Source organism: Winogradskyella immobilis, assembly GCF_021887715.1.
In the GTDB taxonomy this organism is placed as follows: domain Bacteria; phylum Bacteroidota; class Bacteroidia; order Flavobacteriales; family Flavobacteriaceae; genus Winogradskyella; species Winogradskyella immobilis.
Map to the genome: position 1 here is coordinate 48,154 of NZ_JAIQXX010000002.1, position 13,718 is coordinate 61,871.

Here is a 13,718-nt window from a genome sequence, read left to right on the forward strand (position 1 = left end):
AAGCCGCGTCCTTTATAGGAATAACGACTTATTTTAACCTTTTAAACTAGCTGCTAAGTACTCACGATTCATACGTGCAATATTCTCTAAAGAAATGCCTTTAGGACATTCTACTTCGCAAGCTCCTGTATTGGTACAGTTACCAAATCCTTCTTCATCCATCTGGCTTACCATGTTTAACACACGGTCTGTAGCCTCAACTTGTCCTTGCGGTAATAATGCAAATTGCGATACTTTAGCACCAACAAATAACATAGCACTTGAATTTTTACAGGTAGCTACGCAAGCTCCACAACCAATACACGTCGCAGCCTCAAAAGCTTTATCTGCATCATGCTTTTCTACAGGAATCGCATTTGCATCAATGGTGTTACCAGAAGTGTTTACAGAAATAAATCCTCCTGCATGTTGTATGCGATCAAAAGCGCTTCTATCAACTATTAAATCTTTAACTACAGGAAATGCAGTAGCTCTAAATGGTTCAATTGTAATTGTATCACCATCTTTAAACATACGCATATGTAATTGGCATGTTGTTACTCCTCGATCTGGCCCATGTGCTTCTCCATTAATATAAAGAGAGCACATTCCACATATACCTTCTCGACAATCGTGATCGAAAGCTACAGGTTCATCACCTGAATTAATAAGTTGTTCATTTAAAACATCAAGCATTTCAAGGAAAGACATATCTGGCGATACGTCAGCAATTTGATAATCTACCATTTTTCCTTTATCGTTAGCGCCTTTTTGACGCCATATTTTTAACGTTAAATTCATGTTTTCTGATGCCATTCTCTAATTATTTTCAAAATTCATATTAGTGGTAAGCTTTTTTATTTTAGAATTTTTATTATTCTTAATCCTATTATAAGCTTCCATAGCTTTCTCTATATTCTCCTTTTTTTCTTCAGTTCTACTAGACTTTGCGATTTTAGCATTAATATGTTTCTTCAAAACTCTATTTATCCGCTTTACATGCTTTTTATTACTTGGAGAATAAGGTTCTATTCCTACCGCTGCAATAAACACGCCTATCTTAGCTTTTAAATCAATTACATAAGTTTTGTTAGCCTCTAATGTTGCTTCTACAAAATCTCTATTTTCTGAAGCTGCCCAAAATAAATGCTCACCTGGATCACATTCATACGTGAAATATGCTCTAGACGGAAGTGCTCCTAAAAATATATCTTTATCATAAACTCTAAAGTTAAGTCCACCTCCTGCTAAATCTACACTTCTCATTATATAAACTAATGCTTTTCCTTCTGATGGTTTTTCAAGATTCTGTGCAAAAGTGCAGTTCAATGAAACTAATAGCAAAAAAGCTATTGTAAAAAACTTCATAGTACTATTTATAACTTCTTTGTTTTAATTCAATATCATGGAACTCTAATTGTTCTTTATGTAAAACCGCATCGCTAGGTTCTCCTTTATATTCCCAAGCAGATACATAAGCAAAATTTTCATCGTCACGTAATGCTTCTCCTTTTTGAGGACCATCTAATTCTACAGATTCTTCTCTAAAGTGTCCACCACAAGATTCAGTTCTTTCTAAAGCATCTTTTGCAAATAATTCTCCTAACTCTAAGAAATCTGCTACACGACCAGCTTTTGCCAACTCTTCATTATACTCATTTTGATTACCCGGTACTTTGACCTCTTTCCAGAATTGATCGCGTAAAGCTTTGATCTCTGAAATTGCTTCCTTCAACCCTTTTTCATTACGAGACATTCCTACTTTATTCCACATAATTTTTCCTAAGCGCTTATGGAAATAATCTACAGAATGTTCTCCTTTATTGGTCACAAAGAAATTTAGTTTTTCTTTGACTTCGTTTTCAGCGTCTTCAAATTCTTTTGTATCTGTAGAAATTGGTCCCGTTCTAATATCATCAGACAAATAATCACCTATTGTGTATGGTAATACAAAATAACCATCAGCTAAACCTTGCATTAATGCAGAAGCACCAAGTCTGTTTGCGCCATGATCAGAGAAATTGGCTTCACCAACACAGTATAACCCAGGAACCGTTGTCATTAAGTTGTAATCTACCCAAACGCCACCCATTGTGTAATGCACAGCTGGATAAATCATCATTGGTGTATTGTATGGATCTTGATCTACAATCTTCTCATACATTTGGAATAAGTTTCCGTATTTATTTCTTATAACTTCTTGACCTAATTCTTTTACTACTGATGCATCATTAACATCTAAATGATGAATAAGCGCTTGTTCTTTTCCGTATCTTATTATTGCTGAAGCAAAATCTAAAAATACGGCTTCACCAGTTGCGTTAACACCATAACCAGCATCACAACGTTCTTTAGCCGCACGAGATGCAACATCACGAGGCACTAGGTTTCCGAAAGCTGGATAACGACGTTCTAAATAATAATCGCGATCTTCTTCTTTTAAATCTTTTGGTTTTAATGTTCCTGCTTTTATAGCTTCGACATCTTTCATATGCTTTGGCACCCAAATACGTCCATCGTTTCTTAAAGACTCAGACATCAATGTTAGCTTAGATTGATGGTCTCCAGAAACAGGAATACATGTTGGATGAATTTGTGTATAACAAGGATTTGCAAAATAAGCACCACGTTTATGCGCTTTCCAAGCTGCTGTTACATTAGATCCCATGGCATTGGTTGATAAAAAGAATACGTTACCATAACCACCAGTACCTAAAACCACAGCATGTGCTGAATGTCTTTCGATTTCTCCTGTAATTAAGTTACGTGTAATAATACCACGAGCTTTACCATCAACTTTTACAACGTCTAACATTTCGTGACGGTTGTACATTTTAATTTTTCCACGACCAATCTGACGATTCATTGCAGAATACGCTCCTAGTAATAATTGTTGTCCTGTTTGTCCTGCTGCATAAAATGTTCTTGAAACCAAAACGCCTCCAAATGAACGGTTATCTAACAATCCACCATATTCACGAGCAAAAGGAACTCCTTGTGCTACACATTGATCTATAATGTTCACAGATACTTCTGCTAAACGATATACATTTGATTCGCGCGAACGGTAATCACCTCCTTTTACAGTATCGTAAAATAATCTATAGGTTGAATCACCATCACCTTGGTAATTTTTTGCTGCATTAATTCCTCCTTGAGCTGCAATAGAATGCGCACGTCTTGGAGAATCTTGAAAACAGAATGCTTTTACGTTATAACCTAATTCTGCTAAAGTTGCAGCAGCAGATCCACCTGCTAAGCCTGTACCAACCACAATAATGTCGATGTTACGTTTGTTAGCTGGATTAACTAAGTCTATGTGATCTTTATAATTGGTCCATCTGTCTGCAATTGGACCTTTTGGTGTTTTAGAATCTAAAGCCATAAAGCTGTTTTTTAGTGATTAAAGTGATGGAATAACGCAATAAAAATGAACCCAAGAGGAATTCCTATTGCATAAATCTTACTAAACCTTTTTAATCCTTTAGTATATTTATTATTTGCTCCAACGGATTGGAATGCAGAGTTAAAACCGTGTAAAAGGTGTAATGCTAAGAATACAAAAGCAATGACATAAGCACCTACACGTAATGGGTCATGAAATTTTTCAACTAATTCATGATAATATCTAAATTCCCCATTATGCATACCTGTCATATCTCCAAGAATATATTTTGTGTTAATTTCAGGAATCCAAAAATCAATAAAGTGTAAAACTATAAATGATAAAATCGCTAATCCGCTCCAGATCATATTTCTACTCATCCAAGCAGAATTGGCGCCACCATTATTTTTAGCGTAACTTACTTGTCTTGCTTTTCTATTTTTAATCTCTAAAGCAAACCCCATGACAAAATGAAAAATAACTCCAAAAATTAAAACAGGTTGCAGTCCATATTGCACTAACGGGTTTGTTCCCATAAAATGAGAAACCACATTAAATGTGTCTGGAATAAAAACCGAAAGTATGTTAATTGAAAAATGTTGTAGTAAAAAAACCATTAGGAAGAATGCTGAAAGTGCCATTGCAAACTTTCTTCCAATCGACGAATTTAGAATTCCGCTCATTGTAAATCTTAATTTGTTAGTCTTACAAAGATAACGTTATCCTTGTTTTAAAACAACTTGAGCAATAACAAACCGCTTATTTAGAATGATTTTAATTTAGAAGCCAAATCTAGGATTTACTATTGTATTATATATTGACCCAAATGAATAATTAAATCCTAAGTTGAGATTAAAGTTAAATCCTGACGGTAATTGTTGATTATTTAATAGTAATTCTTCTAGAGTTACTCCGCCTGCAGATAGTTCAACTTGATTACTAGTAATACTATAACGACCACCAATATTAAAATTAAAACCTTTAAATATTCTAATATTGGCATTGAGTCTAAAACTCAATTGATTTAAGGTTAAGTCTTCTACGAACTGCTCAAAAGAAGCTTCTCCAGAAATATTTCCCCATTTTTGATTAATACTACTTCCTAAAGACAATTCGTGTTCCCATAAATATTCTTCTGTTACACCAAAAATCGTCAATTCTATATAATCGTTAAACCGTACACCGTTTCTATAAGATAATGTAATTTGTTTCTTAGCAGAGTCTGCATAGTCATAAAAATTATATTCTATGGCTGGTCTAAAGCCCCAAGAAAAATCAAGATTACTAAATATTGAAGTTCTTAGATCTGCAAATGCGCCGATTGACCAATGATTATTAATACTAATGGCGTCGTTGATATTTAAGTTTCTTGAATTTCTAATCGTTACGCTTTCTTCTCCTTCAAAATCAAAAACATTTCTGTTTTCATTATAACTTGCTCTAATAAAGAGTTTATTCTTTTCTGTTACTCTTCTGGCAGATATTGATGCATTTACTCTACTATTTCTTCGTGTTTCTTGTCCACTAAAGTTTCCATTAGCTCCTAGTCTAAACACCCAATAATTCCAAGGGTCTTCTACATCTTCGCTTACAATTTCCTCTTTAGTCTCTTGTTTTATATTAATAGAAATGGCATCTGTTTTCCCTGCTTTTACCCAATACCTAACAAGACCTAGTTTAATGAATTTTAATGTTAAGTTTCTAACCTCATCATTGGTCATGTTAGTATTTGTATTGAAGGCGAATTTATCTTTAAGCTCAATATAATCGCCTTTCCCAATAAAATCTACAACAAACTCATTACCGCCACTTCCATTTCTCTGCGTTGTAAAAAACAAATGAACATCTGCAAAATTCTGATCTCTTACAAACTGAACATTTTCTAGGTTTTGTCTTATATAGGTATTATCGCAAGCATCACAATCTAAGAAGATTTTTAATTGTTGATTATCACTTTCTTGAGCAGACAGGTTGAAAATAAAACAAAAAGCTACAAATAGCTTTGTTAGATTGGGCATGATTAATATCGATGAAATAGTTTAGTTACGAGCAAATGTAATTGCATCTATTTCATTATGCCTTATGTTTTAGTTTACTTTAACATCAGAGTTTTCTTATTTAAAGTAATTCTAAAATAAACATTTAGTTTCTACTCTACTTTTAAAAATTTTGAAACTCCATCAATGTTAACAGTATATTTACCTGATGGCAGATAATAGTTTCCGTTATCCGCTTTATTAATACGCAACTTTGAGTTTTCTTTTAATAATGCTTTTCTTCCTTTTTCTGTAAGTTGAAGATTATACTCAGCAGTATTAAATCCTTTATCTGCATTAACTGATATTGTATTCAATTCTGCACCTCCTTCAGATAAAATTTTAATCTGCATACTGCCAGATGCATTACTATAAAAATTAATAGCTACACTTGGTTCAAAAGCTTGCGAATATTGGTTTCTTATACTTCCCCAAAACGAAGAAGAGCGTAATGACGATATATCAAAAATACTTACCGAATTAGATTTTACCGTATTAAATTGTTGTAAGCCTGAAATATCAGCTTTGTATATCGATCGCCCATGAGTACCTACAACTAAATCTTTTGCTTCTTTCTGAATTACCAAATCATGTACTGCTGCATTAGTTAGACCTTTTGAAAACGACTCCCAAGAATTACCCTTATTAAAAGACACATACACCCCATTATCTGTACCTACATATAAAATGTTTTCATCTGATGGGTCTTCTTTAATTACATTTACTGGTGAATTAGGAATATTGTTAGTAATAGCTGTCCAAGTACTTCCGTTATTTTCACTCACATATACATAAGCTTTAAAATCATCATTTCGGTAACCATTTAATGTTGCATAAACTCTGTTTTTATTATGCTCAGATGCTATTACACGAGACACCCAAAGGTTTTGTGGTAATCCATTGGAAATTCTTGTCCAATTAACACCGCCATCATTCGTTAAATTAATATATCCATCGTCACTACCTACAACAATTTTTCCGAATGTAAAAGGACTTTCAGAAATGGTAGTTAATGTTCCATAAGGCACATTCCCTTTTTTTCCTCCGGTAGTTAAATCCTCCGAAATTACCGTAAACGTTTCTCCTTGATCTAACGAGCGCAACAATTTGTTTGCACCCATATATAAAATGTCTTGATTGTGTGGCGATAACAGAATTGGTGTCATCCAATTATAACGGTATGGCGAATCCCCTAATTCGTGACGCGGATTAATAAATAAACGTTCTTGGGTTTCTAAATTTACACGGTAATAAAATCCAAATTGCGAACCTCCATAAACAATATTATTATCTCTACTGTCAATTTGAACTTGCATACCATCGCCACCTCCAATTCTTTTATATGGATATGCTCCAGACCCATTCCAACTCTTAGATGCTCTGTAATTACTTGGTCCGTACCAAACTCCATTATCTTGTAGACCACCATAAACATTATACGGTTTTTGATTGTCTACATTGATATAATAGAATTGCCCAACAGATGGTTGATTGTTTTTAATCCAATTTTCTCCATCATCATAAGTGATATTAATACCTCCATCATTTCCATTAATAACATGACCTTCTAATTTTGGGTTTACCCAAATCGATTGATGATCTGAGTGCACATTTTCTTTACTCATTGAGGCAAACGTTGCTCCGCCATCATCCGATTTTAACAAAGGAACACCTCCGATATAAATTTTATTTTCGTTAGATGTATTTACTGCAATTATACCAAAGTAATACCCATAAGAACTGTACACTCCATCTAAATAGTCTTTATGTGTTTTTTTCCATGTTTTTCCACCATTAGTAGACTTATATACCTCAGCTCCGATAACTGGAGAGTCAAACAATAACGAATTGGCATTTTCTAAATAAGTGGCTAAATCTGATGGTTTAACATCTCCTTGTTTTACAGATTTTTTTACACTTTTTGCAGAATACTTTCTAGGAAAACGATTGCTTCTTAAATATCTATTTAATGCTCTATTCTCTAGTGCTAAAAAGTCTCCGTTAGACATGCTTTTAAAGTCGTCTTTTTGAAGTCCATCATTTGTTGAACCTGAAGCAGCTTCAACTGGACGTCTAAATTGGTTATCTAAAAACGCATAAACCACATTATCGTTAAATGTTGCTAAACCTATACGGCCAACACCACTGCCTGTTGGAAAGCCATTTCCCTTTTCTGTAAGTTTTGTCCAAGTATTTCCTGCATCTGTACTTTTATATATCGCCGAACCATCTCCGTCTCCATTAAAATTCCAGGCTTTACGATCACGCTCCCAACTTGCTGCATAAAGAACATTAGCATTATTAACAGAAACGCTGATGTCGATAACTCCTGTGTTTTCATTAATAAATAAAGTATTACTCCATGTTTTTCCTCCATCTTTTGTTTTAAAAATACCACGTTCTTTATTTGAAGAATACAAATGACCTATAACACCTACAACAACTTCGTCAGGGTTGTTTTGGTTAATGATTATTCTACCAATATGATGTGAATCTGTTAGTCCAACATTATCCCATGTTTTTCCTTTATCCGTACTTTTTAAAATTCCGATTCCTGAATACGAAGAACGCGAAGAGTTGCTTTCTCCTGTACCAATCCAAATCGTGCCATTTTTCCAGTCAACAGCAATATCTCCCATGTTTTGTGTTGGAGCATTGTCAGTTACTGAAGTAAATGTTGTTCCATTATTATTTGTATACCATAATCCGCCTGAGGCATATGCCACATAAAATTCATTAACATTATTAGGATTAACATCAACATCTACAACACGACCACTCATTATGGTTGGTCCTATGTTTGTAAATGAAATATTTTTTACTATAGATTTCTGTAATAATGCTTCTTTTTCTTGTAATGCATTTTGAATGTCTTGCGCAGATGTTTGCGCATTGCTATTTAAACCTATAAAAAAGGTAATTACGAATACTGATAAGATACGGTACATGGTATGGTTTTTAAAAGTTTTGAAAATTACTTAAACTTTTAGATAACAATGATGATTTTTAAGATTATTTAAGATTTTATCCTGTTGTTTTCCAAATTTTATATAAACTCTCTGTAAAAGAAAATATCTCACTAAACTAATGTTTAATGAGATATTACTATAATACGTTGTTATAATTCTATGATTTATAACACCACTATTTTTTTGGTTACAAAAGCATCTTCAGTATTTATTTTAAAGAAATACATACCTGAGGTTAGTTGACTAATGTTTAATACCATATTAGTATTAACCCCATTATTAATTCTATTATTTAGTACTAATCTGCCATTTACGTCATAAACATTTATGGATTGTAAATTTAGATTTAGCGTATTCTTTATATAAATTTCTCCTTTGCTAGGGTTTGGGTAGACTACTAAATTTTGATCTAAGGTCTCATCATCTACACTAAGTCTTGCACAACTAAATGCAGTAGTTAAAGGTTGACCACAAACAGGGTTTGTACTACTTCTTGTATCTACTTCTAATCCTCCATCGATATCATTATCACTTAGCGACCTCGATTCTTCACCATTAGATAAAGAGAAGTGCATTATGGTATTGGTATTTATAACATGTCCCATTTGACGACCATGTCCAAGCTCATGAAGGGCAACACTTTCAAAATCAAATTGTGATGATAGCGGTGAAGCTGGCCCATAATTCCAATTTACACCATCGTCAAACACAATATCTAATTCTGCAACGTACCAATTAATTGTAACTCCATCTGGCGCAAAACAACCTGAAAATCTAGATGTACACCTTCCTAAAACACCATTAGGTAATTCTGAACCGACATCAAATCTTACAATATTTACACCATCATCAGCTATAGTATTTATAGATGTGTCTGCACCTTGTTTCCAATTTATTTTAGTACCACAACCCCAAGTTTCCGCAGCACGGTTAAATGCATCTTCAGCTCCAGCAACATTTTTAAAACCTGTATACATTTGCCATGTATATCCACCTTCTCCATTAACATCTACATGTTGCGTTGGATACGCTATTTGTCCTGTTCCAATATCAACTGATGCATTAATATGTGCATAATCAATAATCAATTCTTCTGAAGACGTTATTACCGTTGTATCGTCTCTTGTTATACGAATATCACCAGTGCCAGCAAAATCAGGTACTTGAACTTGTATCTCAGTATTTGACCAACTCATAATTTGAGACTCTAAAGCATCACTAAATGCAAATCCTCCAAAATCTGAGTTAGAAAACCCAACAGCACCTATTGCACTGCCAAATCCGGTTCCTGTTATTGTAATAACATCACCCGTACCAGCTGTAGATACCGATGGAGATATAGATCCTATTGTCATTGCATTTCTGCCTGACACACTTTTATTAATAGCTTCATTAACATCAAAAGCGGTCATTCTTTGATAAGGATTGCCCGAATTATCTTCAATGATTTTATAGAAGTTGTTAGAAATGCCTTTATAACCCGAAAATGGATTTACAGCAATATCACCACTTGCATTATACTTATAAAATCCCTGAATAGCACTGTAGGCTTTAAATGTATTGTTTTGAGGTGTTGCTTGCCTTTGCAAACCAATCTCATTTTTAGCTAACATAAAAACACCTAAATCTCCAGGTTGTAATCTTAAACTATGCGAAACATGTTGTGCTTGTAAGCCAATTGTACCACCTTCAGTAATAAGTTCAATATAATTGCTAGATTCTCCTTTAAATACTTTTGAAACTTCTATTCTATTTAAAGTATAAATATTCTCGCCATTAGTATCCCAAAAAGTGCTTTTATCAACGACTTTTCCTTCAACAATAACGTCCGAATTACTAATCTGACTCTCTATAGATACCTCTATAAGAGTAGATTGCGACCAAAGTTTATTTCCGTATAAAAACGTAATAAACACCGCTATTACAGCGGTTTTAAGCGTAAAGTTCTTCATTTTAAGTAGATTTGGGAGATGCAATATAAGCATTTTATCGTTAAAAAAGTGCATTTCATCGATTTTTGTAAAATAATTTAATCTCATTACTTTTACAAAAAATACATATACGATGAAATACACCCCAATAGATTCTGCATTATTCACAAAAAATAGAGCCCAATTTACAGCCCAAATGCAACCCAGCAGTTTAGCTGTTTTTAACTCTAATGACATCTATCCGATAAGTGCAGATAGCACCATGCCTTTTGAGCAACATCGTGATATTTTTTATTTAAGTGGTGTGGATCAAGAAGAAAGTATTTTGGTTTTGTTTCCGGATTGCCCAAAAGAAAGGCATCGTGAAATTTTGTTTTTAAAAGAAACTAATGACCTCATTGCTGTTTGGGAAGGAGAAAAGCTAACCAAAGCTAAGGCTTTAGAAACTTCTGGTATTAAAACCGTCTATTGGTTACAAGACCTAGAAAAGGTAATGTTTGAACTTATGACGCAATGCGATACCGTTTATATAAATACTAACGAGCATTACCGTGCTAATGTAGAAACCGAAACCCGTGAAGACCGTTTTACCAAATGGTTAAAAAATAAGTATCCGGCGCATCGTGTAGCTAAAAGTAACCCTATTTTGCAACGTTTACGCTCTGTAAAAGACGCTATAGAATTAGACCTTTTACAAAAAGCTTGTGATATTACTGAAAAAGGATTTCGACGTATCCTTAATTTTGTAAAACCTGACGTTTGGGAATACGAAATTGAAGCCGAGTTTATGCATGAGTTTTTACGCAACCGATCTAAAAAATTCGCGTACACACCTATAATTGCTTCTGGCAACAATGCCAATGTCTTACATTATATAGAAAACAATCAACAATGTAAAGCTGGTGATTTAATTTTGTTAGATGTTGGTGCTGAGTATGCCAACTACTCTAGCGATATGTCTCGTACAATCCCCGTTTCTGGCAAATATACCGACCGACAAAAAGCCGTATATAATGCGGTAAACCGTGTAAAAGATGAGGCAACAAAATTATTAGTCCCTGGTACTATTTGGGCAGATTACCATGTAGAAGTTGGTAAACTGATGACCTCAGAACTTTTAGGTTTAGGCTTATTAGACAAAGCGGATGTACAAAACGAAAACCCAGATTGGCCCGCATATAAAAAATACTTTATGCATGGCACGTCTCACCATATGGGATTAGACACACACGATTATGGTTTGTTGCACGAACCTATGCAAGCCAATATGGTCTTTACCGTAGAACCTGGCATTTATATCCCTGACGAAGGTTTTGGTATCCGTTTAGAAGACGATGTGGTGATACAAGAAAACGGTGAACCATTTAATTTAATGCGAAACATACCTATTGAAGTTGATGAGATTGAGGAGTTAATGAATTAGTAAGTTGAATTATTTAAAGTACAAAAAATGAGACAAATGAGTGAAAAAGAATTATTATCTATTATTACTAATTATTTCGAGAAAAAAATCTTTGACAATCATAAAATCAACGCTCTAAAAACTCATTCACAACTTAAATCTTATAAGATAAATCCAATTATTGTAAAATACTTATCTAAAATTTTAGAAGATGATTTTACTGCAATTGGTATTGCTAAAGCTTTATATTATCCACGAATTTTAGGAACTTCAATTAACACTTCTTTTGGCACTAGAATTCAGAATATGTTTGTTGAACTTGAATTAGCTGAAGGTTCTTTAATCAAAGGAATGGATATTGAATTTATAGATAAAATTGATAACAGAAAAAAATGGTGTCAATTAAAATCTGGGCCTAATACTATAAATTCAGAAGATGTAAAACCTTTGCTTCGAAAATTTTCTACAGTTACTAATTTAGCAAGAACTAATTCAATAAATCTTAATAATTCAGATTTAATTTTAGGTGTGCTATACGGTGAAGAAGATCAATTAAGTCAGCATTATAAGAAGATTAATGAAGAATTTCCTGTTATAATTGGTAAAGAGTTTTGGCATAGAATAACGGGATTCCAAGATTTTTATGAAGCACTTGTTTCTAATCTAGACAAAATGACTTTAAGTCTTGATACTGAAGATTTTTTTAAGAAAGGTTATATGGCATTAGCAAAAGAAATAGAGTCTTCAGACCTGTTTGATTTAGAATAAAGTTTATTCAAAAACTTAACAATCGAATAACCAATTTCTAAGCCTAAATTACAAGGAACAGCATTTCCAATCTGTTTGTACTGTTGAGATACAGAACCCATAAACTTCCATTCATCAGGAAAAGTTTGAATTCTTGCGTATTCACGAACAGTAAAAGGTCGTGTTTCATCTGGGTGACAACGTTCTGTTTGTTTTTGAGCAGGACTACAAGTTAATGTTAAACTAGGTTCGTCCCAACCAATTCTTCTAGCCATACCTGTTTTTCCTCCTCCTAAATAAAAACTTTTACCCATAAATTCTTTCTGAATATCTAATGGCAAATCTCTCCAATAGCCTTTTGGAGGAACTAAGTCTAAAACTTCTTTTTTATGTTGAGGATACTTTGAACCTTCAGACTTCGGAACATCAGAATCATATAAAACACCTTTTTTTAAAGCATCGACAAGGTTATAAATTTTGTTATATGGTTTTGGATATTCATAATTGATATCAATATCTTTTCTGGTTCCAACCAAAATTAATCTTTCACGTTTTTGTGGAACATTATAATTAATTGCTTTTAAAACTTTATGTGGAACAACATTATATCCAATTTCATCCAGAATAGATATCATTCCTTGAAGTGTTTTGCCTTTTTCATGAGACAATAAGCCTTTTACATTTTCGCCAATACAAATAGGTGGTTTAACTTCATTTATTACTCTGGCAAATTCATAAAACAAAGTTCCTCGAGCATCTTCTAAGCCTAATTTTTTTCCTGCATAACTAAATGCTTGACAAGGAAATCCTCCAGTAACTACATCAACTTCATTTTCATATTTCTCAAAATTGAAACTCTTTATGTCACCCTCTAAAACATTCCAATTAGGTCTATTTTCTCTAAGTGTCTGGCAAGCCCATTTATCTATTTCATTTAACGCAACACATTTCATTCCTGCTTTTTCTAAACCAATTGCAAGGCCTCCCGCGCCTGCAAATAATTCTAAAACCTTGAATTGCTTCAATGGCTCTTCAAAGTTATTTGTAGTTTCTATAATATCATCATCAAATAAATTGATGAGTGAATCAATTTCTGACTTCTTATAAATTCTATAATCACTAATGGGTTCTCTAGCTGCTATTAATTTTTCATCTCTATCCCATCTTCTTAGTGTTTCTTTACTTTTTCCAAGTTTTTCTGCAGCTTCTGCAAGCGAATAGTAATCTTTTATAACCATATTGTGCAACCTTATACAATGGTTACAAATT

The 13,718-nt window shown here is 33.4% G+C and carries 10 protein-coding genes; 2 read left to right on the top strand and 8 right to left on the bottom strand.

The window, feature by feature from the left end; all coding sequences use genetic code 11:
• Window positions 1-33 precede the first annotated feature (33 nt).
• From K8Z87_RS01745 to K8Z87_RS01775, 7 genes are all read right to left on the bottom strand, one after another.
• Window positions 34-780, bottom strand: coding sequence for a succinate dehydrogenase/fumarate reductase iron-sulfur subunit (locus tag K8Z87_RS01745; RefSeq protein WP_227475973.1), 747 nt, complete (start codon window positions 778-780; stop codon window positions 34-36).
• Window positions 781-798: 18 nt separating this feature from the next.
• Window positions 799-1,347 carry a DUF2846 domain-containing protein gene (locus K8Z87_RS01750; protein ID WP_227475753.1) on the bottom strand — a complete coding sequence of 183 codons (549 nt, stop codon included), beginning with the start codon at window positions 1,345-1,347 and terminating at the stop codon, window positions 799-801.
• A 4-nt stretch (window positions 1,348-1,351) separates the two neighbouring features.
• Window positions 1,352-3,364 carry a fumarate reductase/succinate dehydrogenase flavoprotein subunit gene (locus tag K8Z87_RS01755; protein ID WP_227475754.1) on the bottom strand — a complete coding sequence of 671 codons (2,013 nt, stop codon included), beginning with the start codon at window positions 3,362-3,364 and terminating at the stop codon, window positions 1,352-1,354.
• Window positions 3,365-3,375: 11 nt separating this feature from the next.
• Window positions 3,376-4,047 (bottom strand): succinate dehydrogenase cytochrome b subunit, encoded by a 672-nt coding sequence (locus K8Z87_RS01760; protein ID WP_227475755.1) that lies wholly within the window; start codon window positions 4,045-4,047, stop codon window positions 3,376-3,378.
• A 96-nt stretch (window positions 4,048-4,143) separates the two neighbouring features.
• A complete protein-coding gene (locus K8Z87_RS01765) occupies window positions 4,144-5,382 on the bottom strand; it encodes a hypothetical protein (RefSeq protein ID WP_227475756.1) in 1,239 nt (412 codons plus the stop codon).
• Between the two features lie 131 nt (window positions 5,383-5,513).
• The gene (locus K8Z87_RS01770; RefSeq protein ID WP_227475757.1) at window positions 5,514-8,348 is read right to left on the bottom strand and encodes a VPS10 domain-containing protein; all 2,835 of its coding nucleotides are present in this window, start codon (window positions 8,346-8,348) and stop codon (window positions 5,514-5,516) included.
• A gap of 185 nt (window positions 8,349-8,533) precedes the next feature.
• Complete coding sequence (locus K8Z87_RS01775; protein WP_227475758.1) at window positions 8,534-10,321, bottom strand: T9SS type A sorting domain-containing protein; 1,788 nt, start codon at window positions 10,319-10,321, stop codon at window positions 8,534-8,536.
• A gap of 112 nt (window positions 10,322-10,433) precedes the next feature.
• Between K8Z87_RS01775 and K8Z87_RS01780 the strand changes: the two genes are divergently transcribed.
• Window positions 10,434-11,723, top strand: coding sequence for an aminopeptidase P family protein (locus K8Z87_RS01780; protein ID WP_227475759.1), 1,290 nt, complete (start codon window positions 10,434-10,436; stop codon window positions 11,721-11,723).
• Window positions 11,724-11,759: 36 nt separating this feature from the next.
• Window positions 11,760-12,470 carry a PmeII family type II restriction endonuclease gene (locus K8Z87_RS01785; RefSeq protein WP_227475760.1) on the top strand — a complete coding sequence of 237 codons (711 nt, stop codon included), beginning with the start codon at window positions 11,760-11,762 and terminating at the stop codon, window positions 12,468-12,470.
• Here K8Z87_RS01785 and dcm read toward each other — a convergent pair.
• Window positions 12,416-13,687, bottom strand: coding sequence for a DNA (cytosine-5-)-methyltransferase (gene dcm, locus K8Z87_RS01790; RefSeq protein WP_227475761.1), 1,272 nt, complete (start codon window positions 13,685-13,687; stop codon window positions 12,416-12,418). The genes K8Z87_RS01785 and dcm overlap by 55 nt on opposite strands.
• Window positions 13,688-13,718 lie beyond the last annotated feature (31 nt).

What these genes read in the sequence shown, in the direction of transcription:
- K8Z87_RS01755 (WP_227475754.1), bottom strand. Translation starts at nt 3,364, where the DNA reads ATGGCTTTAGATTCTAAAACACCAAAAGGTCCAATTGCAGACAGATGG.
- K8Z87_RS01775 (WP_227475758.1), bottom strand. Translation starts at nt 10,321, where the DNA reads ATGAAGAACTTTACGCTTAAAACCGCTGTAATAGCGGTGTTTATTACG.
- K8Z87_RS01750 (WP_227475753.1), bottom strand. Translation starts at nt 1,347, where the DNA reads ATGAAGTTTTTTACAATAGCTTTTTTGCTATTAGTTTCATTGAACTGC.
- K8Z87_RS01785 (WP_227475760.1), top strand. Translation starts at nt 11,760, where the DNA reads ATGAGTGAAAAAGAATTATTATCTATTATTACTAATTATTTCGAGAAA.
- K8Z87_RS01745 (WP_227475973.1), bottom strand. Translation starts at nt 780, where the DNA reads ATGAATTTAACGTTAAAAATATGGCGTCAAAAAGGCGCTAACGATAAA.
- K8Z87_RS01765 (WP_227475756.1), bottom strand. Translation starts at nt 5,382, where the DNA reads ATGCCCAATCTAACAAAGCTATTTGTAGCTTTTTGTTTTATTTTCAAC.
- dcm (WP_227475761.1), bottom strand. Translation starts at nt 13,687, where the DNA reads ATGGTTATAAAAGATTACTATTCGCTTGCAGAAGCTGCAGAAAAACTT.
- K8Z87_RS01760 (WP_227475755.1), bottom strand. Translation starts at nt 4,047, where the DNA reads ATGAGCGGAATTCTAAATTCGTCGATTGGAAGAAAGTTTGCAATGGCA.
- K8Z87_RS01770 (WP_227475757.1), bottom strand. Translation starts at nt 8,348, where the DNA reads ATGTACCGTATCTTATCAGTATTCGTAATTACCTTTTTTATAGGTTTA.
- K8Z87_RS01780 (WP_227475759.1), top strand. Translation starts at nt 10,434, where the DNA reads ATGAAATACACCCCAATAGATTCTGCATTATTCACAAAAAATAGAGCC.